We start from the raw sequence: 22672 nt of genomic DNA, 5'->3' as shown, positions 1-22672 counted from the left end.
CACGCCTGTGCCCCCGCCCCGTTCCTTGGAATGACAGGTTACGAAGGGGAGGTACGTACAGGGAACACAGGGCTGCTCAGTATCTCGCACCGTTACTCGATGGTTGCCTCATGCGGTCGGTTCGCAGGGTCCCATGACGGACGCTTGCCCCGAAACCGGGCACCTCGCACGAGTGCCGACCGGACCGGCGAATACGGAACGTCACCGACCGGGGCGCCGGTGCACAGCGTGCAGAGCATGCAGAACGTCAACTGCTCGGCCGGTAGGCCGTGGTCGCCTGCTGATAGATCTCGGTGACCTTGTCCCGCTGCCCTTCAGGGCCGATGACCTGGATCACGTGGTAACGGTCCCCGACGATCAGGGCGAGGTTGCGGACGTACACCTCGCGCCCGGCGCTGTCCTGCCAGGTGAACTGCCCTTCCGCCATGGCCTGCTTGCCCACGTCGATACGGCGCAGCCCGGAGGCGGAGGACCACGAGGAGTCCCGGAAGGGCTGCAACTCGCGTTCCTTTGCCCGCTGGTAGGCCATGGGGTCCGCACCGTTCGCCTGGACCGAGTCCCGGCCGGGGACGACGATCAGCGTGAAGTCGCCGCCGGTATAACGGACCTGGCCGACGTCGTTGATGGGCTGCCGCCGCCAGGTCTTGTCGACCGCGATCCGGAATCCCTCCGGATCCGTGCGCAACACGTAGCCGTCGGCGACGTCAACGGCCGGTGCGGAGGCACCCGGCTGCTGACCGGCCGGGGTTCGGGAAGGCTGCTGGGTCCCGGACGGACGGGCGCTGGGCGCCGGGCTGCCCGGCTTCTGGTCGGATACGGCGCCGGCCGGCGCGGACGACGACGGCCGCTCCCCCGTCTCCTCCCCGGCCTTCGGCAGGAACAGCATGGCGTACGCGATGGCCCCGGCGACCGCCAGCAGGATCAGCACCAGCAGCAGCCGGCCGAGCGAACGCGGTCTGCGCGCACCGCGCTCCCGCGGCTGCCGGGCCTTCCGGTGCCGGTGACGGCCGTGGGTGGTCGTGTCGGGCAGTCCGGCGCGGCGTCTGCGGACGAGCTCTCCACGACGGCGCACGACGGGCAGACGAGTGCCGTCGACGGACGGGACGGGTATCACCGAAGCGCCCGCGTCGGGCTCCGGCGCGGACCTGACCAGCGAGCGCAGCCAGCCGCGGAGCTCCTCGAAGTCGGGCCGCTCGGTGGGATCCTGACGCAGCAGCGACTCGACGACCGGACGCAGCGGTCCGCATTCCTCGGCGAACGCGGGTGGTTCGGCGCAGACCATCTGGACCAGTTCGGCCGCGCTCTCCTCGGGGTAGGGGGCGTGGCCCTGCACCGCGCGGAACAGCAGCGCGCCCAGTGCCCACAGATCGGTGGCGGGGCCGATCGGCGGGGCGAGTTGCCAGTTCTCGTGCACGGGGCCCGCCTGCTCGGGTGCCCAGCGTTCGGTGACGGGGCCGACGACGGCGATCCGTGCCTGACGGGCGCGCTCGGCGGCGAGGGGGGTGGCCGGACCGCGGTACACGGGGGCGGCGGGACCTGCCGCGACGACATCGTCCCAGCGTCCCGTGCTTGCCGGGCCCGTCGGGCTTGTCGCGCTCGCGTGCGCGATCTCCGCCTGGACGGGCAGCCGCTCGCCGCTTGCGCCCGCACCGAGGGTGTTGGGGCGGTGGGCGTCGGCACGCAGCGCGTCGGAGCCGAAGTCGCGACGGCCGTACCCGGATCCCCCACCGCCCGCCGGAATCGATGCGGGGCCGTCCGAACCGGCGGGACCGTCACGCCAGATGCCGGCCAGCTCGGCGCGGTACGGATTGCGCGGCGGATCGCCGTACGGCGACGAGTCACGCGGCGGACCGTCGTCGTCCGTCGCGGACCGGCCGCTCGTGTAGCGCCCGAAGCCGTGGCCCGCTTCGCCGGCTTCGTCGTCGGCTGCTTCGTCGTCGAAGTCGGTGTCGTCGTCGTAGGGGTCGTCGAACGGGTCGCGGATACCGCCGGGATGTGCCGGACGGGACCACCAGTTGGGGGCGGGCACGTTCGCCCGCGGGACGGGGAGTGCCGGGCCGATGACGGGCCCGGAGCCGGGCGCGATGCCCGTGCCGGACTCGGTGCCGCTGCCCGGGACGGCGTTCGAACCCGCGGCGGCGGACTCGTCCGGTACGCCGGGGTGATGCAGCCGCCTGACACCATGACGGCCTTCGTCACCCGGACCCTCGTGGCCTTCGCGCCCGTCGCGTACCGCCGGGCCGCTCGCCGGGCGGGTGCCCTCCATGCTTCCCGTGCTGCCCGAAGTGCCCGTGCCGCCCGCGTCGTCGCCGCCACGGGGGATGCCGTCCTGTGGTCGCCGTCCGCCCTCGATCTGCCGGTGAGCGGCCTCGTCCTGCCGCCGGTCCTCGCTGTCCCGTGCCGCGGCGCGGGCGCCCGCGCGGTAGGCGGCGATGGCTCCGGCGCGTGTGCCCCGTGTGTCCGCGGAACCGTCACCGAAGCCGTACCCGTAAGCCGGAGGGGTGTAGGGGTCGCCCGAGCCGTAGGGGTTCGGGGGCAGCTCCCCTGGCGCGTACGGCCCGGGCACCGCCGGGCCGGGTGCGTACGGCTCCGCAGCGGCCACGGCGCCCACAGGACCAAGCCCGTCCTCGCCGCCGTCCCGGTCCTCATAGCCGGCCTGACCGGGCAGCCCGGACGGGTCGCCCGGGTCGAGCGGGTCGGCGATCTCGGCGTCGATCACCTCGTCCACGCCGTCCAGGGGCTCCGGCACCGGTGCGTAGCCGCACAGGGCCTCTTCCGCGGCGCCCGCGGCGAGCCCCGTCAGGACGATCCTGCCGTCGTCGCAGACCAGGACGGTACGGGCCGTGATGTTCCGGTGGGTCCAGCCATGGGCGTGCAGGGCACGGAGCGCGGTGAGGACGTCCGAGCCGATCTCGGCGGCCCGGTAGGGGTTCAGCGGCTTCTCGGCGAGCAGCGCCGCCAGTGGACGCGCGGCGACCAGCTCACTCACGATCCACAGCGAACCGTCCTCCGCGAAAACGTCGAAGACCTGGTCCAGCCGGGGATGGTCGGGGATCTGGGCCGCTGCCTGGGCCGCCTCGACGGCCCGCCGGACCGCCGGATCGGCCGGCCGCCGGGTCGCCCGCCCGGACGGGTGCCGGTGCCCCGCGTAGCCCGTCCCGCCCGTCGTGCCCATGGCGCCCGTGCTGTCGAGCACTTCCGCGTCGACGACCTCCGGCAGCGGCAGCTGCCGGACGACGACCTCCTGACCGCTGTAGGTGTCGAAGGCACGGGTCTCGACGAGGTCGTACTCGTCGGACGGCGGAAGCGGCAGGCGGTAGCGCTCGGCGAGCACCCGTCCCGCGTAGTCGTCCACGACGCCTCCCCACCAGCGCGCTGTCCCCCGGTCCCGAAGACCCTACGAAACGTCAGAACCGTTCACCCAAACGGCTTCTTGCGACTGCGTACGGTCTTCGGTCTCTCACGATACGTGGCCTGGTCAGTCCTTGGGGGCGAACGTGGTGAACGCCGTATCGCGCAGTGTCGTGCACTCCTTCCCGTTCCACTCGCTCACACCACAGCTGATCATGATCGAGTAGCCGTGGCCGGCGTCGACCTTGAAGCCGCGGTTGAGCACGCGCACGCGCTGGCCGCCCTGGTCTCGCTCGAAACTCCAGTCGGCGACGGTCGGGTACCCCTTGTAGTCGACGGACTCGATGCCCAGGTGCTTGTAGCCCCTGCTGCTGGCCTGGACACCCGCGACCGCGGTCGCCCAGGCGAGCTTCGCGTCGCCGCCCGGGCTGCCGGTGAAGTCGACCTGGACACGCGGGAATCCGCCGTCGGCGCTGAATATCCCGCCTGAGTTCTCGCCGGCGATGCCGGTCATCCGGAAGTGCTTCGGCATCGCCATGGTGAAGTGGAACTGCTTGTTCGTCACCATCACGTACCCGGGCGGGAGCCCGCCCGCCGCACCGCTCCCGGGCTTGCCCGCGGTCGAGCCGCCGGAAGGCTGTGAGCCTGCGGAACTCCCCGCCGTGCCGTTGCCCGCGCCGACTCTGCCGGGGTCGACCCCCTGGTCCTGGTCCCCCTTGGTGCCGTCCTGGTTCTTGCCGCCGTCGCCCTTGTTCTTGCCGTCGCCGCCGGAAGTGGCACCGCCCGCGGCGGCTGCGCCGTTGCCCGTCTTGCCCTGGCCGCCCTTCTCCTCGTCGCCGCCGTACGCGAAGGCGAGCACGGTGACAAGGACGGCGAGCGCGGCAACGACCGCGATCAGCACCAGGGTGCGGCGGGGCACCACATCGGTGAGCGGGGCGCGCACGGGCGCCGTCCGGGTGGTCGCCGGGCCGGAAGCGTGGGCGGTGGTCTGCGGGGAGGACTGGTTCGGGGACCGCTTGCCGACTGCGGTCCCTTGCTGCCCGTGCTCGGCCTTCGCCGCCGCGTTCCGCACGGAGCGGAGGGCACCGCGGACCCGGTCGGCCGCCGCGTCGGCCGCCTCCTTGGCGCGGTCCTTGGCACGGTCCTTGGCCCGGTCGGCCACCGGTGCGGCGGGCTCCGGCGGAACCGGGGGCAGGGCCACCACCCGGGTCGCCTCGGGCGACGGCTCGGGCTCGGCAGGGCGCTCGGGCATCCGGAGGACGTCGAGCAGCAGGGCGCGGGCACCCGCGTCGTCGAGCCGCTGTGCCGGGTCCTTGGCCAGGAGGCCGTAAATGACCTCCTCCAGCGGGCCCGCGTTCTTCGGCGGGTCGAGCGGCTCGGTCATGACCGCGGTGAGCGTGGCGATCGCGGAGCCCTTGTCGTAGGGCGGGCAGCCCTCGACGCTCGCGTAGAGCAGACCCCCGAGCGACCAGAGGTCGGCTGCCGGTCCCGGCTTGTGGCCCCGGGCGCGCTCCGGGGAGATGTAGGAGGGCGCGCCGACGAGCATGCCGGTGGACGTGATGGACGGGTCGCCCTCGACCTGCGCGATACCGAAGTCGGTCAGGACGACGCGTCCGTCGTTCTCGATGAGCACGTTGGACGGCTTCACATCGCGGTGCAGTATGCCCTCGCGGTGCGCGGAACGCAGCACGTCGAGGATCGCGAGGCCGACCTCGGCGGCCCGGTGGGGGGTCAGGAGCCCGTCCTCGCGCACCGCTTCGGCGAGCGACTTGCCCTCGACCAGTTCCATGACGATCCACGGGCGGTCGTCCTCGTCGACCACGTCGTACACCGTCACCGCGTTGGCGTTGCGGATCCGGGCGATCGCCTTCGCCTCGCGCAAGGTGCGCGTGATGAGGCGGCGCTTCTCGTCCTCGTCGATGCTGCTGGGGAAGCGCAGCTCCTTCACCGCGACCGTACGGCCGAGCGTCTCGTCCACGGCGCGCCATACGGTGCCCATGCCACCGCGTCCGAGCACACCGCCGAGCCGGTACCGCCCGCCGAGCAACCGCCCTTCGGTCGCGGGCTTCACCGCTTCGCGCAAGGCGCCGGGCCGCCCGCCCCCGCCGGGGGCCGCGCGGCCACCGCTGCTCCCCCGTGCGCCCGCGTCCTTCACCTCGCCCTTAGCGGCTCCTGATTCGGCTTCCTTCGCGTCGGCAGATTCGGCGGGGTCGGCGGGGTCGGCTCCCTTGCTGACGCCGGGGCCGCCCGTCCGTGCAGCCTTGGCCGGTTCACCGCCCTTGCCCGGCTCGGCAGCCTTGACGTCCGCTGCTGCGGTCCCGGCAGCCTTCACGGCCTTGTCCTCACCCGTATCCGAACCGCGGGTACTCCCGCCCTTCGCCGTGTCCGCCTTTGCCATGGCCGTTTTCGCCGTGTCCGCCTTCGCCATGTCCGCCTTTGCCATGGCCGTCTTCGCCTCCGGACGTGGCTCACGCGGCTCCCCGTCAGCGCTCTTGGCCGCATCGCCTCGTGCAGCCCCGCCCGACGATTTCCCGGCTGCTCCGCCGGCCCCCGCCGTGCGTGCGCGGTCTGCCTCGCGGGCGGGCCGGGGTACGGACTTCGACGCGGGTTCCGCCGCGGAGTCCGCAACCGCCTTCCCTGCCGCGTCCCTCCCCGAGCCCCCGTCAGAGCTCTTCGCCTCGGGGCCCTCGAGGTCCTGGTCAGTGTCCCGCAGGGGCTCCGGTGCCGTGTCCCGTGACTGCTCCGCCTCCGACATGCGTCCCCTCTGCGATCCCTGATCCTCGCCCGCGCTGCCGCTTCCGCGCGATGCGGTAACCCGCCCTGGAAGAGGTCCCATTCTCTCTTACTCCAGGACCGGCGATTCTCCCGGGTCCACCGTGCGTCAGCACAGGCGTGCGGAGGGGGACTCCGTATAGCTCGGCCACTCGCGCCGCACACCGCCATCCCGTTGGGCGTCTCACCGACCGCCCCGCTGGTCATGGCCTTGTCCGACGCCGAGTCGGGTCGGGACACGACAGAACGGGCTTACGGGGAAGCCGAGTTCCCCGAAGGCGAGACACGGCCCACCCTGGCCCCGGGCCGGAAAAGTCTGGCCCGAACCTTTCGCCACAGCACTACTAGGTCCTGTCCGGGCGATCTTCTCGGGCCCGCGACGACAGCTACGGCGCCTCGCTGCGTTGTCGGAGTCGTCCGAGTACATCCAGTACGAGGACGATCTCCCCCAGCCTCCGGCCGGGGGTACCCCCATCGCCTTGCGATGCTTCCCCTCGGCCCCGGAGGGCCTGGGGAGGCCCCATGCATCTGACGCCGCGGGCTACTCCTCAAAGATCGCCCGGACAGGACCTAGATGGGCACGATGTCGGGCGCCCCGAGCCGTGCCGCGTCGGCCGTCAGGTCGTCCGGCTGGCGCTGCGACTCCCGCTCGGCCTCCACACGCTTCTCGTAGTGCTCGATCTCCTTCTCTATCTGCGCCTTGTCCCAGCCGAGCACCGGCGCCATCAGCTCCGCGCACTCCCTGGCGCTGCGCGCGCCCCGGTCGAACGTCTCGATGGAGATCCTCGTCCGACGGGTGAGGACGTCGTCGAGATGGCGGGCTCCTTCATGGGAGGCCGCGTAGACGACTTCCGCGCGCAGATAGTCGTCCGCGGCCGCGAGCGGCTCGCCGAGACCGGGGTCGGCGGCGATGAGTTCGAGCACCTCTTCGGTCATGGAGCCGAAGCGGCCCAGCAGATGCTCCACCCGGGCAACATGGATACCGGTGCTCGCCGCGATCCTCGCCCTGGCGTTCCACAGCGCCCGGTAGCCCTCGGCGCCCAGCAGGGGTACGTCCTCCGTGACACAGGACGCCACTCGCTGGTCCAGTCCGTGCACGGCCTCGTCCACGGCGTCCTTCGCCATCACCCGGTACGTCGTGTACTTGCCGCCGGCGACGACGACCAGACCCGGCACCGGATGGGCCACGGTGTGCTCACGGCTGAGCTTGCTGGTGGCGTCCGACTCTCCCGCGAGCAGCGGACGCAGCCCCGCGTACACCCCCTGGACGTCGTCGCGGGTGAGCGGCACGGCCAGCACGGAGTTGACGTGCTCCAGCAGATAGTCGATGTCGGCGCTGGAGGCCGCGGGGTGGGCCTTGTCCAGATCCCAGCCGGTGTCCGTCGTCCCCACGATCCAGTGACGGCCCCAGGGTATGACGAACAGCACGGACTTCTCGGTGCGCAGGATGAGGCCCGTGGTCGAGTGGATCCGGTCCTTGGGCACGACCAGATGGATGCCCTTGGAGGCCCGGACATGGAACTGGCCGCGCTCACCGATCAGGGCCTGGGTGTCGTCCGTCCACACCCCCGTGGCATTGACGATCTGCTTCGCCCTGACCTCGTACTCCCCGCCCGCCTCCACGTCCTGCACCCGGGCGCCGACGACCCTCTCGCCCTCCCGCAGAAAGCCGATGACCCGGGCCCGGCTGGCGACCTGGGCGCCGTAGCTCGCCGCGGTGCGCACCAAGGTCGTCACGAAACGGGCGTCGTCCATCTGGGCGTCGTAGTACTGCAGGGCGCCCACCAGGGCATCCTTCTTCAGACAAGGTGCGACCTGCAGCGCGCGCCTGCGGGTGAGGTGGCGGTGGACGGGCAGCCCGCGGCCGTGACCCGACGACACCGACATCGCGTCGTAGAGCGCCACGCCGGATCCGGCGTAGAGCCGCTCCCAGCCCCGGTGCTGCAGCGGGTAGAGGAACGGCACGGGCCGCACCAGATGCGGGGCGAGCCGCTCCAGCAGCAGTCCGCGCTCCTTGAGGGCCTCCCGGACCAGCGCGAAGTCCAGCATCTCCAGATAGCGCAGCCCGCCGTGGATGAGCTTGCTGGATCTGCTCGAGGTGCCCGACGCCCAGTCGCGGGCCTCGACGAGGCCCGTGGAAAGCCCGCGTGTCGCGGCGTCCAGCGCGGTGCCCGCGCCGACCACTCCCGCGCCGACGACCAGCACGTCCAGCTCTCGCTCGGCCATCGCGGCGAGCGCTTCGGCACGCTGGGCGGGCCCCAGTGTCACTGTCCTCACGGCTGCCTCCCGTCGCCCCCGTTGGTGGGACTCACACCTCGATTCTGTCCGCACTCCCCGGCTTCAGCCACCGCCTGTGGACAACACTCGGCCCGCCAGAGCCGCGCAATGCCATATTTCGGTCATATTTACTCCTAGTCTGACATTGCACTTGCTCGTTCTGGTCCACAGGACTTGCGAGCCACGTCCCCTTCGGCTATCGGGAGCTTCGGCGCCCGGGAAGGACGGCTCACCGCCATGCCCGCAGACCTCGCCGTCATCGGACTCGGCCACCTCGGACTGCCTCTCGCCCAAGCAGCCGTGGCCGCAGGCATCGAGACCATCGGCTACGACACCGATCCGCGCCCCGTCGCCGAACTGGCCGCGGGGCGCCCGCCGGTGGACGGCTCGCTCAGCGCCGCGGACATCCGCCGGATGCTCTCGGGGGGCTTCCGGCCCACGACGGACCCGGGCGAGCTGGGCCGGGTCCGGACGGCCGTCATCTGCGCCCCCACCCCTCTGGGCGCCGACCGCAGGACCGATCTGACCGCGATCACGGACGCCGCCCGCGCCCTGGCCGCGCGGCTGCGCCCGCGCACCACCGTCGTGCTGGAATCCGCGGCCCCCCCGGGCACCACGGAGAGTGTCCTGCGGCCGCTCCTGGAAGAGGGTTCGGGGCTCCGGGCGGGCCATGACTTCGCCCTCGCCCACTCGCCGAGCCGGCTCGACCCCGGCGACCGCGCCCATGGCTCCGCCGTCCCCAGGGTGATCGGCGGACTCACCCCGGCCTGCACCGAAGCCGCCGCGGCCTTCTACGGGCGCATCACCGACAAGGTGGTCCGCGCGCGCGGACCACGGGAGGCCGAGACCGTCCAGCTCCTCGAGACCAACTTCCGGCATGTGAACATCGCCCTCGTCAACGAGATGGCGGTCCTCTGCCACGACCTCGGCGTCGATCTGTGGGACGTCATCCGCTGCGCCGAGACCAAGCCGTTCGGCTTCCAGGCGTTCCGGCCCGGACCCGGCGTCGGCGGCCATGCGGTCCCCGTCGACACCGTCGGCGTGCACCGGCCCCTGCAGCTGGTCGAGCTGGCGGGCCGGATCAACACCCGTATGCCGCAGTACGTCGTCCAGCGCTGCGCGACGCTCCTCAACGAGCACGGGAAGTCCGCGCGCGGCGCACGGGTGCTGCTCCTCGGCGTCACCTACAAGCCGGACCTCGGCGACCTCGAGGCCTCACCCGCGCCCGAGATCGCCCAGCGGCTCACGGAGCTGGGTGCCTGCGTCAGCTACCACGACCCGTACGTCGCCGACTGGCGCGTCGGCGACCGCCCGGTCCCCCGTGCGGACTTCCCCTACGAGGCCGCGGCCGACGCCGATCTGACGATCCTGCTCCAGCACCACCGCACCTACGACCTCCAGGGCCTGGCAGTGAAGGCGCAGCTGCTGCTGGACACGAGGGGAGCGTCCCCTACGGGTGCCGCACACCGTCTCTGAGCTACGGCACCAAGAAGGTCCCCCGCTGCCCGTCCGCACGGAATGCCACTGCGGGCCGTGGGCGGTGCGGCTCCGGGAATCTCGGTGGGGGGTTGTCCGAGGTAGGTGCTAGCCTCCAGCGCCACTTGTCGCACATTCGTGCGCTGCCATATCCCTTGGGGGGGATCTTCAGCATGTCCGAGTCCGTACCACCATCCGGCAACCCATTCGCCGACGGCGCCTCGTCCACCACCGCGCCCGCTCCGGCGGCGCCGACCGCCCCCGCCCGTGACAACGTCGCGCTCGGGCTGGTGGCCGCACTCGTCGCCGCGCTCGTCGCGGGCGGCGTCTACGGCGGCGTCGCCGGATCCATCGAGCGCGAGATCGGCTGGGCCGCCATCGGTGTCGGCTTCCTCGTGGGCTTCGCCGCGGCCAAGCTCGGCGGCCGCAACCCGCTGCTGCCCGTGGTGAGCGCCGCCCTCTCGGTCGGGGCGGTCTACGTGGGCCAGCTCCTCGGCATGGCGATCATCGCCGCCGAGGAACTGAAGGTGTCCACCACCGACATCTTCCTCGACAACTTCAGTCTGCTGACGCAGGCCTGGAACGAGAGCAAGGACCTCATGACCTTCGTGTTCCTGGGTCTTGCCGCGGTCGCCGCCTTCGGAGGGGCCAAGAAGGCAGCGGAGTGACCTACTGACACCGACGGGGCCCGGTACCTCCAGCTGTGAGGTACCGGGCCCCGTTCGTACTGCGTCACGGCGCCGGATGCGGCAGCGTATGCAGCGGACGTCAGCGCTTGTGCTGGGAGTCCGCGACCGTCACCTCGACCCGCTGGAACTCCTTGAGCTCGCTGTAACCGGTCGTCGCCATGGCCCGCTTCAGTGCGCCGAAGAAGTTCATCGAGCCGTCCGGGGTGTGCGAGGGCCCCGTCAGGATCTCCTCCGTCGTACCGACGATGCCCAGGTCGACGAGCTTGCCGCGCGGCACGTCCTCGTGGACCGCCTCCATGCCCCAGTGGTGGCCCCGGCCGGGCGCGTCCGTCGCGCGCGCCAGCGGGGAGCCCATCATCACGGCGTCCGCACCGCAGGCCACGGCCTTCGGAAGGTCACCGGACCAGCCCACCCCGCCGTCCGCGATGACATGCACATACCGGCCGCCGGACTCGTCCATGTAGTCCCGCCGTGCCGCGGCGACGTCCGCGACCGCGGTCGCCATCGGCACCTGGATGCCCAGCACATTGCGGGTGGTGTGCGCGGCGCCGCCGCCGAAGCCCACCAGCACGCCGGCCGCGCCCGTCCGCATCAGATGCAGGGCCGCGGTGTAGGTGGCGCAGCCGCCGACGATGACCGGCACGTCGAGCTCGTAGATGAACTGCTTGAGGTTGAGCGGCTCGGCAGCGCCCGAGACGTGCTCGGCCGAGACGGTGGTCCCGCGGATCACGAAGATGTCCACACCCGCGTCGACAACGGCCTTGGAGAACTGGGCCGTCCGCTGCGGCGACAGCGCCGCGGCCGTGACGACTCCGGCGTCGCGCACCTCCTTGAGGCGCTGCCCGATCAGCTCCTCCTTGATCGGGGCCGCGTAGATCTCCTGCAGACGGCGGGTCGCGCTCTCGGTGGGCAGCTCCGCGATCTCGTCCAGCAGCGGCTGCGGGTCCTCGTGGCGGGTCCAGAGCCCCTCGAGGTTCAGCACACCCAGACCGCCGAGCTCACCGATGCGGATCGCGGTCTGCGGGGAGACGACGGAGTCCATCGGAGCGGCGAGGAAGGGCAGCTCGAAGCGGTAGGCGTCGATCTGCCACGCGATCGAGACCTCCTTCGGGTCCCGGGTACGTCGGCTCGGTACGACGGCGATGTCGTCGAACGCGTACGCCCTGCGGCCGCGCTTGCCGCGCCCGATCTCGATCTCAGTCACGATGTGTGGCCTTTCCCTCTACGTCTGCGCCTACCAGTATCCCCGACGCATACGTCAGGGGCGGTCCCGGGAATCCCCGGAACCGCCCCTGATGAAACACCATTGCTGCCGCCCGACCGGCGGGCGCTGCTACTTCCTGCTGTAGTTCGGCGCCTCGACCGTCATCTGGATGTCGTGCGGGTGGCTCTCCTTGAGCCCCGCGGAGGTGATCCGCACGAACCGGCCCCGGTCCTGCAGCTCGGGCACCGTCCGGCCGCCGACGTAGAACATCGACTGGCGCAGACCGCCGACCAGCTGGTGCACGACCGCGGAGAGCGGGCCGCGGTAGGGCACCTGGCCCTCGATGCCCTCGGGCACGAGCTTCTCGTCGGAGGCGACGCCCTCCTGGAAGTAGCGGTCCTTGGAGAAGGAGCGCTGCTCTCCACGGGACTGCATCGCACCGAGCGAGCCCATGCCGCGGTACGACTTGAACTGCTTGCCGTTGATGAACAGCAGTTCGCCGGGCGACTCCTCGCAGCCCGCGAGCAGCGAGCCGAGCATCACCGTGTCGGCACCGGCGACCAGGGCCTTGGCGATGTCACCGCTGTACTGGAGGCCGCCGTCGCCGATGACCGGGATGCCCGCGTTCTTGGCCGCGAGGGAGGCCTCGTAGATCGCGGTGACCTGCGGGACTCCGATACCGGCGACGACCCGCGTGGTGCAGATCGATCCGGGCCCGACACCGACCTTGATGCCGTCGACACCGGCGTCGATGAGCGCCTTGGCGCCGTCGCGGGTCGCGACGTTGCCGCCGATGACGTCGACGGGAGCATTGGACTTGATCTTGGCGATCATGTCGCCGACCAGCTTGGAGTGGCCGTGCGCCGTGTCCACGACGATGAAGTCGACGCCGGCCTCGATCAGTGCCTGGGCACGCTCGAACGCGTCGCCCGCCACGCCCACCGCGGCACCGACGATCAGCCGGCCGTTCTTGTCCTTGGCCGCCTGGGGGTACTTCTCCGCCTTGACGAAGTCCTTGACCGTGATCAGGCCCTTGAGAATGCCCTGGTCGTCGACGAGCGGAAGCTTCTCGATCTTGTGGCGGCGCAGCAGCTCCATGGCGTCGACGCCGGAGATGCCGACCTTGCCGGTGACCAGCGGCATCGGGGTCATGACGTCCCGCACCTGCTGCGCGCGGTCGGTCTCGAACGCCATGTCACGGTTGGTGACGATGCCCAGCAGCTTGCCCGCCCGGTCGGTGACGGGGACGCCGCTGATGCGGAACTTGGCACAGATGGCGTCGGCCTCGGCCAGCGTGGCGTCCGGGTGCACCGTGATCGGGTCGGTGACCATGCCGGACTCGGAGCGCTTCACCAGGTCGACCTGGTTGGCCTGGTCGGCGATGGAGAGATTGCGGTGCAGCACACCCACGCCGCCCTGGCGGGCCATGGCGATCGCCATCCGCGACTCGGTGACCTTGTCCATGGCCGCCGACAGCAGGGGGATGTTCACCCGGACGTTCTTGGAGACGTACGAGGCGGTGTCGATCTGGTCGGGCGCCATGTCCGACGCGCCCGGCAGCAGCAGTACGTCGTCGTAGGTCAGCCCGAGTGTCGCGAATTTCTCGGGCACTCCGTCGACGTTGGCAGTCATGACACCTTCCCCAAATGGCCTTGATCGGTGCGGATGTCCATGCTAACGGGATCCGTGGGTGTCTCATTCCACGATCAAGATCACCAAGCATTTTCGTACGTTCGTACGCAGGGATCCGTGCCCCGTTCAGCATCCCCACCGTACTGCTCCACGTGAGAACCGCAGGGTCCGGTTCCTACTGCTCCGCCAGCGCCCGCAGCCGGCTGAGCGCACGGTGCTGTGCCACACGCACCGCCCCCGGGGACATCCCCAGCATCTGGCCGGTCTCCTCGGCGGTGAAACCGACGGCCACCCGCAGCACCAGAAGCTCCCGCTGGTTCTCCGGCAGGCTGGCGAGCAGTCGCTTGGCCCACTCCGCGTCATCGCTGAGCAGCGCACGCTCCTCGGGCCCCAGTGAATCGTCCGGACGCTCGGGCATCTCGTCGGACGGCACGGCCGTGGAGCCCGGGTGTCGCATGGCGGCCCGCTGCAGATCGGCGACCTTGTGCGCGGCGATGGCGCAGACGAACGCCTCGAACGGCCGGCCGGTGTCCCGGTATCGCGGCAGCGCCATGAGGACGGCGACGCAGACCTCCTGCGCGAGGTCCTCGACGAAGTGACGGGCATCACCGGGCAGCCGGCTCAGCCGGGTGCGGCAGTAGCGCAGCGCGAGCGGATGCACATGGGCCAGCAGATCGTGCGTGGCCTGCTCATCGCCTTCGACGGCGCGGAGAACGAGTGCACCGATCACCCCGCGGGCATTCACCGCCTCGTCGTTGCGCATCGGTCCATGGTGCCTTGACTGCCTCTGCTCCGTGGCACCGCGTGCGTAGTTGTGCACCGAAGCGTTATGAGCAGGTGCGCTGGACGTCATCTCCTGCGCCCTCCCCTTGCGCTCGATCAACCTGTCCCCGAGAACCTCCACACCTCAAGGATGCGGCATCCCGCGGGAAACGTGTGCCCGCGGGTCGCGGTCGCCCCGTCCGCCTGCCGACGAACGGGGACGGCCTTACGCCCGGCCCTACGAAAGGACCTCCGGCGGACGGCCCCGAACCGCGGCTCCGCAATGCCCACATCCCCGTCCCGGAGGCCCCGCCGTGACGACCCCCCTGAACGTCTCCCCGCGCGCCGGCGGGCGAGGGGAGCGGTCGCGCTCCCGTTCGCCCTGCCCGGCCGAGGACTCCCGGCCGCCGGCCGCGCCCACCGCGGCCCTGCTCGCCGGGTGCGGACCCGGCCTCGCCCGGCACCGCTCAGCGAACCAGGCCCCAGCGGAAGCCAAGCGCCACGGCGTGCGCCCGGTCCGAGGCGCCCAGCTTCTTGAACAGCCGTCTGGCGTGCGTCTTCACCGTGTCCTCGGACAGGAACAGCTCACGCCCGATCTCGGCGTTGGACCGGCCGTGGCTCATGCCCTCCAGCACCTGGATCTCACGCGCGGTGAGCGTGGGCGCCGCGCCCATCTCGGCCGAGCGGAGCCTGCGCGGGGCGAGCCGCCAGGTCGGGTCGGCGAGTGCCTGCGTGACCGTGGCCCGCAACTCGGCACGCGACGCGTCCTTGTGCAGATATCCACGGGCACCGGCGGCCACGGCGAGCGCGACCCCGTCCAGGTCCTCGGCGACCGTGAGCATGATGATCCGGGCGCCGGGGTCGGCGGAGAGCAACCGGCGGACCGTCTCGACGCCGCCCAGTCCGGGCATGCGTACGTCCATCAGAATCAGGTCCGAGCGGTCGGCGCCCCATCGGCGGAGGACTTCCTCGCCGTTGGCCGCGGTCGTCACGCGCTCTACGCCGGGCACGGTTGCGACCGCGCGACGGAGCGCCTCTCGGGCGAGCGGGGAGTCGTCGCAGACGAGGACGGATGTCATGGCCGCCCTCCGCAGCTGATGCGCGTCACCTTGAGCCTCCAGGCTGGTTACGTATCGTCACCTGTGCGGTTGACGCCCCCGGACTCCTGCCCGAGTGCTTGTTCTCTCAACCGCCTCCGCACTCTCAACGACGGTCACTCGAAAGAGTTACGGGTGCGACGGGCGCTTTCGGCACTCTACGTGAGGAGTCGCGCACGGAGCAGAGCAACACGGCTCATCCGCGGGCCCAGGAGGCGGTATGCCCCATTTAGCGGCTTTTCTTCCCTTTTGCTGGTGTCTGTGGCTAGATTCGCAATGAGTCATATTTACATCTACTAACACCGTAGATGTACGGTCGGAGCTTCAGGCATCCACTCAGCACGGCTACAAGGGGACATGCGCTATGGCAGATTTCTCCCGCCTTCCCGGACCGAACGCCGATCTGTGGGACTGGCAGCTGCTCGCAGCATGCCGTGGGGTAGACAGCTCTCTCTTCTTCCATCCCGAGGGGGAACGCGGTGCGGCAAGGAGTGCGCGCGAGAACTCGGCGAAAGAGGTCTGCATGAGGTGCCCGGTGCGCGCGGAGTGCGCGGCGCACGCACTGGCAGTGCGGGAGCCCTACGGGGTATGGGGCGGACTGACGGAGGACGAGCGTGAGGAGCTCATGGGGCGGGCACGGAACCGGCTGATCCCGGCGTCGAGCGCGGGCGGTGTCACCGGCCGCAGCAGCTGACCACCCCTCCACCGAGAGACGAAGAAACGTTCCTGCAACGCAGGTAACCGCACCACGGCCCTGCGAGACGGGTTGCTGCGGCAGACGACACTGTTGTTGCGCCAGATCAGCACCGTACGGACCCCGAGGACGGGCTCGTGGCGGTGCCGCTTCAGCGTGCCGCGGCCAGCGCGAGCTTTTCCAGCGTGGCGGCGACCGCGGGCACATGAGCCAGGTCGGGCAGGGTCAGCGCGACGATCTCGCGGTGGACGGCAGGCTCCACCACGACCGTACGGGCGCCCTTGGGCAGCACGGTCTCCAGTGCCAGCTGGGGCAGTACGGCCACGCCGAGGCCCGCGCCGACGAGTCCGACCACGGCGGGGTAGTCGTCCGTGGCGAAGTCGATCCTGGGCGTGAACCCGGACTCCTCGCAGACCGCCACGAGCTGGCGGCGGCAGCGCGGACAGCCCGCGATCCAGGGCTCGTCCGCCAGATCGGCGATCGCGACCGCGCCGGCGTCCGCGAGCCGGTGGCCTTCGGGCACCAGACCGACGAGCCGGTCGCTCAGCAGCGGCCGGACCACCAGGTCGTCCCACTCATCGCCGGCAGGCCCGTACCGGAACGCCAGGGCCACATCGCCGTCCCCTTCGCGGAGCATCTCCTCCGAGCGCGGAGGCTCCGCCTCGACGAGCGAGACACGGGTGCCGGGGTGCGCCGCGCGCAGGGCGGCGAGGGCGGCGGGCACCAGGGTGGAGTTGCCGCTCGGGAACGACACGAGGCGGACCCGGCCCGCGCGCAGACCCGCGATCGCCGCGACCTCCTCCTCCGCGGCCGTGAGCCCGGCCAGGATGCCGGCGGCATGGCGCACAAGCGCCTCACCGGCCTGGGTGAGCCGCATCTCGCGGCCGGTGCGGATCAGCAGCGGCGTCCCCACCGAGGCCTCCAGGGCCTTCATCTGCTGGCTGACGGCGGGCTGGGTGCACCCCAGCTCGCGGGCCGCCGCCGAGAAGGAGCCGGTGGCGGCGACGGCGCGCAGGATGCGGAGATGACGTGCCTCGATCACGGAGAAATCATAAGCTCCGCTTGGATTGAGGACGTCATACTCAATGGATGCTTTGAGGTCGCTGCGCTAGTGCTGTGGCCGGATAGGTTTGCCGGGAAGCTCGCGGCGTCCGGTGCGGTGTATCGCAAGGCGGAGGATCGCCCTTGTACTGGATGTACTCGGGTGATTCGACAACGCAGCGAGACGCCGTGCAGGACGCCGCGAGCCGGTGAACCTATCCGGTCACAGCACTAGTGTCGCTCGTATGAAGCTTCTGTCTGTGAACGTGGGGCGCCCCAAGACCGTCGACTACACGGATGCCGCGACCGGTTTCACCGGCATCGACAAGCGGCCTGTCGACGGCCCCGTGCAGATCTTCGCTCCCGGCCCCACGGGGGTCGCCGGCAGCGGCGTCGAGGGGGACACCGTCGGGGACTTGCGGTTCCACGGCGGCGACGACCGGGCCGTGACGGCCTTCGCCCGTGAGGACCTCGACTCCTGGGAGCGGGAGCTCGGGCGGAAGCTCGCCGGTGGGGCGTTCGGCGAGAACCTCACCACCCAGGGCCTCGACGTGAACGGGGCTCTCATCGGCGAGCGCTGGCGCATCGGCTCGGACGTGGTGCTCGAGGTGACCGGCGGCCGCATCCCCTGCAACACCTTCCAGGGGCACGTCGGCGAGCGGGGCTGGGTCCGGCGGTTCACCCGTACGGCGGCACCCGGGGCGCTGCTGCGGGTGATCGAGCCCGGCACGCTCCAGGCCGGCGATCCGGTCGAGGTCGTACACCGCCCCGACCACGACATCACCGTGGCCCTGCTGTTCCGGGCCGTCACACTGGAGCGGGAACTGCTGCCGCGTACGCTGGTGGCGGCACCGTGGATGGAGTCGGCGCTGCTGCGGACGGCCGAGGAGTACGTGGCCAAGTACGGCTCGGCGTAAGCACGGGGAGCGGACGGCACCGTATGCCGTGCATACGCGCGGGGCACTAACGTGCCGCTCATGACGACAGCACTCATCACCGGCGCGACGGCGGGAATCGGCGCGGCGTTCGCGCGGCGGCTGGCAGCGGACGGACACGATCTGGTCCTGGTGGCGCGCGACACCAAGCGGCTCCAGGAGCAGGCCACCGAGCTGCACGACCGGCACGGCATCGAGGCGGAAGTGCTGAGCGCGGATCTGGCGGAGGAAGAGGGGATCGCGTCGGTCGAGGCGCGCCTCGCCGACAGCAGACGCCCGGTGGATCTGCTGGTGAACAACGCCGGGTTCGGCAACAAGGGGCGGTATCTCGAGGTGTCCTTGGCCGATGAGCTGCGGATGCTGAAGGTGCACTGCGAGGCGGTGCTGAGGCTGACGTCGGCCGCGGCCGGGGCGATGCGCGAGCGCGGCCGGGGCGGAGTGGTCAATGTGGCGTCGGTGGCGGCGTTCGTGCCGCGGGGCACGTACGGGGCGTCCAAGGCGTGGGTCGTGCAGTTCACCCAGGGCGCGGCGCGTGATCTCGCGGGCACGGGTGTGCGGCTGATGGCGCTCTGCCCGGGCTTCGTGCGCACCGAGTTCCATCAGCGGGCCGGGATGGGGACCGACAACATCCCGGGGTGGATGTGGCTGGACGCCGACAAGCTGGTGTCGGCGGCGCTCTCCGACCTGGCGCGCGGCAAGTCGCTGTCCATTCCCGATCCCCGCTACAAGGCGCTGATGGGCGTGGTGAAGCTGGCCCCGCGGGGGCTGCTGGGCGGGTTCAGCACCCGGGCCGGCCGCAAGTACGGACCGAAGTAGCCGGAAGCAGCCGGGAGCCGGGAGTAGCCGAAGGGGCATCACCGTCCGCCACCGCGGCGGCCGGTGACGGCATGTCGGGCTTCCGGCGGCTCCGGCGCCTCCCGTCACCGTGAGGAGCCGACGTCCCCATGCGCCGTACCGACGACACCCCCGCGGGCCACGTCGGCGACCGGCCGTCCCTGCTGCTGTCGATGGGGCCGGGCATCGCCGAACAGCTGCTCGACGACGGCCGTCGCGGCCGGCTCGTCTCGCTCGTGCGCACCGAACCGCGGCTGGTCGCCCATGATCTGTCCGCCCCCTCCCCCGCCGTCGCCGCGGCACTGGCGGACGCCGAACTGCTGCTCACCTGCTGGGGAGCGCCACCGCTCGACGCACACGCGCTCGACGCGGCCCCGCGGCTGCGGGCCGTCGTGCACGCCGCGGGCTCGGTGAAGCACCACATCACCCCGGCCTGCTGGGACCGCGGCATCGCCGTCGCGTCCGTCGCGTCGGCCAACGCCCTGCCCGTGGCGGAGTACACGCTCGCCGCCGTCCTCTTCGCCAACAAGCGGGTGCTGCACGCCCGTCGCCGCTACGGCGAGCTTCGCGGTCCCCACGACTGGGCCGCCGAGCTCGAGGGTGCCGGCAACTTCCGGCGCACGGTCGGGGTCGTCGGCGCCTCCCGGACCGGCCGCCGGGTGATCGAGCTGCTGCGCCCCTTCGATCTGCGGGTCCTGGTGTACGACCCGTATCTCGACGCCGCCGAGGCGGGCCTGCTCGGGGCGGAGGCGATGCCGCTCGACGAGCTCTGCGCGCACAGCGACATCGTGACGGTGCACGCGCCCGAGCTGCCCGCCACCCGTCATCTGATCGATGCCCGCCGGCTCGCGCTGATGCCGGACGGCGCCACGCTCGTCAACACCGCGCGCGGCTCACTGGTCGACGCCGCCGCGCTGCTCCCCGAGCTGGTCTCCGGTCGGCTGAACGCCGTCCTGGATGTGACCGAGCCCGAAGTCCCGGCGCCCGACTCGCCGTTGTACGACCTGCCGAACGTGCTGCTCACCCCCCATGTCGCCGGCTCGCTGGGCGGTGAGCTGCACCGGCTGGCGGACCGGGCACTGGACGAGGTGGAGCGGTTCGCCCGCGGTCTGCCGTTCGCCGATCCCGTACGGCCGGAAACGCTGCACCGTTCCGCGTGACCGCGCCCGAGGCCCCCGCCATGCACGTATCCCCTTCACGCATATCTCACTAAAATGGGCATACCCCAGTGAACTCCCACAGGAGACGCCATGACGTTCGTACAAATGATCGACTGCAAGACGGATCGCCTGGACGAGCTCAACCGGCTCATGGACACCTGGGTCGAGCAGACCAAGGGCAAGCGCACCGCGACCCACAGCATGGTCGGCAGGGACCGCTCGGACTCGACCCATGTCATCGAGCTCGTCGAATTCCCTTCCTACGAGGAGGCGATGAAGAATTCGAACCTGCCCGAGACCGACCGGATCTTCCAGGAGATGGTGGCGCTGTGCGATGGCATGCCGACGTTCACCGATCTGGAGGTGGTCAGGGACGAGCAGCTGAACAAGGACGCCGGCCGCAGGTTCTTCCTGGACGGCCTCGCGGGCAACCCGGAGCTGCTGGGTGAGCTGCTGACGGACGACTACCGGGACCACGATCCATCCAACCCGGGGGACCTCGTCGGGATCGACGCGTTCCTGCGCCAGGTCGCCGAATGGCGCTCCGGGTTCGACTTCACCTTCGTCCTCGACGAGCAGGTCGCCGAAGGCGACCGCCTCGCCACCCGCTGGACCTGGACCGGCGTACACAAGGGCGAGTTCATGGGGGTGGAACCGACCGGCCGGCAGTGCACCATGACCGGTACGACCACCCACCGCTTCCGCGACGGCATGATCTGCGAGAGCTGGTGGCAGTACGACCGGCTGGGACTGATGGGCCGGCTCGGCGTACTCGAGATGTAGTCCGTACCCGGGACATCACGGACCGCCCCGCCCGCACGGCGGACCCCACGGACCCGACCCCGCCGCGCACGACGGAGCCCCCCGCTCCCGGAGAGGGAACGGGGGGCTCCTCCGTCCCTGGGGACGGCGCAGCTCGGAGGGTCCGGAGCACGGGGCGTTCAGCGCCCCGGGAGCTCAGGGCCCCAGGAACTCAGCGGGGCCCGGTGGCCCCGGGAGCTCAGTGGGAGTGACCGTGGCCGTGGCCCGCATCCGCCGGCTCCTCTTCCTTCTTCTCCACCACGAGGGTCTCGGTGGTGAGCAGCAGGGAGGCGATCGACGCGGCGTTCTCCAGGGCGGAGCGCGTGACCTTGACCGGGTCGATGACGCCGGCCTTCACCAGGTCGCCGTACTCGCCGGTCGCGGCGTTGAAGCCCTGACCCTTCTCCAGCTCCGCCACCTTCGCGGTGATGACGTAGCCCTCGAGGCCGGCGTTCTCGGCGATCCAGCGCAGCGGCTCGACGGCGGCGCGGCGCACGACCGCGACACCGGTGGCCTCGTCGCCGGCCTTGCCGAGGTTGCCCTCGAGCACCTTGACGGCGTGGACCAGCGCGGAGCCACCGCCGGAGACGATGCCCTCCTCGACCGCGGCGCGGGTCGCGGAGATGGCGTCCTCGAGACGGTGCTTCTTCTCCTTCAGCTCCACCTCGGTGGCGGCGCCGACCTTGATCACGCACACGCCGCCGGCCAGCTTCGCGAGGCGCTCCTGGAGCTTCTCGCGGTCCCAGTCGGAGTCCGTGGTCTCGATCTCGGCCTTGATCTGCGCGACGCGGCCTGCCACGTCCTCGCTCTTGCCACCGCCGTCGACGATCGTGGTGTCGTCCTTGGTGATGGTGATGCGGCGGGCGGAGCCCAGCACGTCCAGACCGGCCTGGTCGAGCTTGAGGCCGACCTCCTCGGCGATGACGGTGGCACCGGTGAGGGTGGCCATGTCCTGGAGCATCGCCTTGCGACGGTCACCGAAGCCGGGGGCCTTGACCGCGACCGCGTTGAAGGTGCCGCGGATCTTGTTGACGACCAGGGTGGACAGGGCCTCGCCCTCGACGTCCTCGGCGATGATCAGCAGCGGCTTGGAGGCACCGGCCTGGATGATCTTCTCGAGGAGCGGCAACAGGTCCGTGATCGCGGAGATCTTGCCCTGGTTGATCAGGATGTACGGGTCGTCGAGGACGGCCTCCATACGCTCCGGGTCGGTCACCATGTACGGCGACAGGTAACCCTTGTCGAAGGCCATGCCCTCGGTGAAGTCCAGCTCCAGACCGAAGGTGTTGGACTCCTCGACGGTGATGACACCGTCCTTGCCGACCTTGTCCATCGCCTCGGCGATGAGCTCGCCGACCTGCTGGTCCTGGGCGGACAGCGCGGCGACGGCGGCGATGTCGGACTTCTCCTCGATCGGACGCGCGGTGGCGATCAGCTCGTCGGAGACGGCCTTGACCGCGGCGTCGATGCCCTTCTTCAGGGCGGCCGGGGAGGCACCGGCGGCGACGTTGCGCAGACCCTCGCGGACCAGCGCCTGGGCGAGCACGGTGGCGGTGGTGGTGCCGTCACCCGCGATGTCGTTGGTCTTGGTCGCCACCTCCTTCACCAGCTGGGCGCCGAGGTTCTCGTACGGGTCCTCGATCTCGACCTCACGGGCGATCGTGACACCGTCGTTGGTGATGGTGGGCGCACCGAACTTCTTGTCGATCACGACGTTGCGGCCCTTGGGGCCGATCGTCACCTTGACCGTGTCGGCGAGCTTGTTGACGCCGCGCTCAAGGGCGCGACGGGCGTCCTCGTCGAACTTCAGGATCTTCGCCATGGAGCTTCTCAAGTCCTCTCGTTGCGATCCTCGGCTGCCTGCGGGACAGCCGCCATCGCGAAAAACGAACCGCGCCCCGGCGACCCGGCTTCTCAGACACGGGGGCCAGGGCGCGGCTCAAGCAA

The 22672-nt window shown here is 70.9% G+C and carries 16 protein-coding genes; 7 read left to right on the top strand and 9 right to left on the bottom strand.

The features are described from left to right. Positions 1 to 247: 247 nt before the first annotated feature. The 3 genes from ACTWOL_RS22645 to ACTWOL_RS22635 all read right to left on the bottom strand — a co-directional run bounded on the left by ACTWOL_RS22645 (position 248) and on the right by ACTWOL_RS22635 (position 8400). Positions 248 to 3355 carry a protein kinase gene (locus tag ACTWOL_RS22645; RefSeq protein WP_474298566.1) on the bottom strand — a complete coding sequence of 1036 codons (3108 nt, stop codon included), beginning with the start codon at positions 3353 to 3355 and terminating at the stop codon, positions 248 to 250. Between the two features lie 123 nt (positions 3356 to 3478). Continuing rightward, positions 3479 to 5794: a serine/threonine-protein kinase gene (locus ACTWOL_RS22640; RefSeq protein WP_474298565.1), complete on the bottom strand. Its 2316-nt coding sequence runs from the start codon at positions 5792 to 5794 to the stop codon at positions 3479 to 3481. Positions 5795 to 6693: 899 nt separating this feature from the next. Beyond that, entirely contained in the window at positions 6694 to 8400 is a 1707-nt protein-coding gene (locus ACTWOL_RS22635; RefSeq protein WP_474298564.1) for a glycerol-3-phosphate dehydrogenase/oxidase, read from the bottom strand. A 237-nt stretch (positions 8401 to 8637) separates the two neighbouring features. Between ACTWOL_RS22635 and ACTWOL_RS22630 the strand changes: the two genes are divergently transcribed. Then, a complete protein-coding gene (locus tag ACTWOL_RS22630; RefSeq protein WP_474298563.1) occupies positions 8638 to 9876 on the top strand; it encodes a nucleotide sugar dehydrogenase in 1239 nt (412 codons plus the stop codon). Positions 9877 to 10049: 173 nt separating this feature from the next. Beyond that, positions 10050 to 10544: a hypothetical protein gene (locus ACTWOL_RS22625; protein WP_474298562.1), complete on the top strand. Its 495-nt coding sequence runs from the start codon at positions 10050 to 10052 to the stop codon at positions 10542 to 10544. Positions 10545 to 10644: 100 nt separating this feature from the next. Here ACTWOL_RS22625 and ACTWOL_RS22620 read toward each other — a convergent pair whose 3' ends face one another. The 4 genes from ACTWOL_RS22620 to ACTWOL_RS22605 form a co-directional block, all read right to left on the bottom strand. Further along, positions 10645 to 11769, bottom strand: a complete 1125-nt coding sequence (locus ACTWOL_RS22620) for a GuaB3 family IMP dehydrogenase-related protein (RefSeq protein WP_474298561.1) — start codon at positions 11767 to 11769, stop codon at positions 10645 to 10647. A gap of 129 nt (positions 11770 to 11898) precedes the next feature. Further along, entirely contained in the window at positions 11899 to 13401 is a 1503-nt protein-coding gene (gene guaB, locus ACTWOL_RS22615) for an IMP dehydrogenase (protein WP_474298560.1), read from the bottom strand. A 175-nt stretch (positions 13402 to 13576) separates the two neighbouring features. Beyond that, positions 13577 to 14164: a sigma-70 family RNA polymerase sigma factor gene (locus ACTWOL_RS22610; protein ID WP_474298559.1), complete on the bottom strand. Its 588-nt coding sequence runs from the start codon at positions 14162 to 14164 to the stop codon at positions 13577 to 13579. Between the two features lie 466 nt (positions 14165 to 14630). After that, complete coding sequence (locus tag ACTWOL_RS22605) at positions 14631 to 15242, bottom strand: response regulator transcription factor (RefSeq protein WP_003948568.1); 612 nt, start codon at positions 15240 to 15242, stop codon at positions 14631 to 14633. A 382-nt stretch (positions 15243 to 15624) separates the two neighbouring features. Between ACTWOL_RS22605 and ACTWOL_RS22600 the strand changes: the two genes are divergently transcribed. After that, the gene (locus ACTWOL_RS22600; protein ID WP_474298558.1) at positions 15625 to 15954 is read left to right on the top strand and encodes a WhiB family transcriptional regulator; all 330 of its coding nucleotides are present in this window, start codon (positions 15625 to 15627) and stop codon (positions 15952 to 15954) included. Positions 15955 to 16105: 151 nt separating this feature from the next. On the opposite strand, the gene ACTWOL_RS22595 is transcribed toward ACTWOL_RS22600, so the two are convergent. Beyond that, positions 16106 to 16996 carry a LysR family transcriptional regulator gene (locus ACTWOL_RS22595; RefSeq protein ID WP_474298557.1) on the bottom strand — a complete coding sequence of 297 codons (891 nt, stop codon included), beginning with the start codon at positions 16994 to 16996 and terminating at the stop codon, positions 16106 to 16108. A 244-nt stretch (positions 16997 to 17240) separates the two neighbouring features. Between ACTWOL_RS22595 and ACTWOL_RS22590 the strand changes: the two genes are divergently transcribed. From ACTWOL_RS22590 to ACTWOL_RS22575, 4 genes are all read left to right on the top strand, one after another. Further along, positions 17241 to 17912 (top strand): MOSC domain-containing protein, encoded by a 672-nt coding sequence (locus ACTWOL_RS22590; protein ID WP_474298556.1) that lies wholly within the window; start codon positions 17241 to 17243, stop codon positions 17910 to 17912. Between the two features lie 60 nt (positions 17913 to 17972). Continuing rightward, entirely contained in the window at positions 17973 to 18746 is a 774-nt protein-coding gene (locus ACTWOL_RS22585; protein ID WP_474298555.1) for an SDR family NAD(P)-dependent oxidoreductase, read from the top strand. 128 nt (positions 18747 to 18874) lie between these two features. Next, on the top strand, positions 18875 to 19924 hold the full coding sequence (locus ACTWOL_RS22580) for a hydroxyacid dehydrogenase (protein ID WP_474298554.1): 1050 nt from the start codon (positions 18875 to 18877) through the stop codon (positions 19922 to 19924). Between the two features lie 90 nt (positions 19925 to 20014). Further along, the gene (locus tag ACTWOL_RS22575; protein ID WP_474298553.1) at positions 20015 to 20707 is read left to right on the top strand and encodes an ester cyclase; all 693 of its coding nucleotides are present in this window, start codon (positions 20015 to 20017) and stop codon (positions 20705 to 20707) included. Between the two features lie 217 nt (positions 20708 to 20924). On the opposite strand, the gene groL is transcribed toward ACTWOL_RS22575, so the two are convergent. After that, a complete protein-coding gene (groL, locus tag ACTWOL_RS22570) occupies positions 20925 to 22547 on the bottom strand; it encodes a chaperonin GroEL (protein ID WP_474298552.1) in 1623 nt (540 codons plus the stop codon). Between the last annotated feature and the right edge of the window lie 125 nt (positions 22548 to 22672).

The organism is Micromonospora sp. IBHARD003 (assembly GCF_056106285.1).
This window is presented reverse-complemented; position numbering and strand designations above follow the sequence as displayed.